Source organism: Halovibrio sp. HP20-59, assembly GCF_033052795.2.
Lineage (GTDB): Bacteria > Pseudomonadota > Gammaproteobacteria > Pseudomonadales > Halomonadaceae > Vreelandella.
Genome location: NZ_JAWJUW020000113.1, coordinates 1 through 258, shown reverse-complemented (window position 1 = coordinate 258; position 258 = coordinate 1). Strand labels below are relative to the sequence as shown.

General features: G+C 63.2%; 1 protein-coding gene. It reads left to right on the top strand.

Features of this window, described 5'->3' with window-relative positions; all coding sequences use genetic code 11:
- A partial coding sequence (locus RZA33_RS19590; protein WP_317509897.1) for a hypothetical protein occupies positions 1–239 on the top strand: 239 nt, incomplete at its 5' end.
- Positions 240–258: the final 19 nt, after the last annotated feature.

Below are 258 nucleotides of genomic sequence, written 5' to 3'. Positions count from 1 at the left end.
ACTCCTGTAGTCCTGCACATGATCACCAGCCGGTTTGCTCGCCGGATGACAGTGCGATGAATCGGGCGCGCCGCGTGATATCCGTCGCAGTGCAGCGGCGACGCCGTGTTGCCAAAAACGTCGCCGAGCCACTGGCGGCGAGCGCGAACTCGTCTCAGGACTTACCCGGTGTGACTGGGGGCAGGCTCGGCGGGATTCGAGACACTCATGCCCTCCCTGCGTTTCACTCTCTGCCGTGATGAACCCTTCGACCCTGAC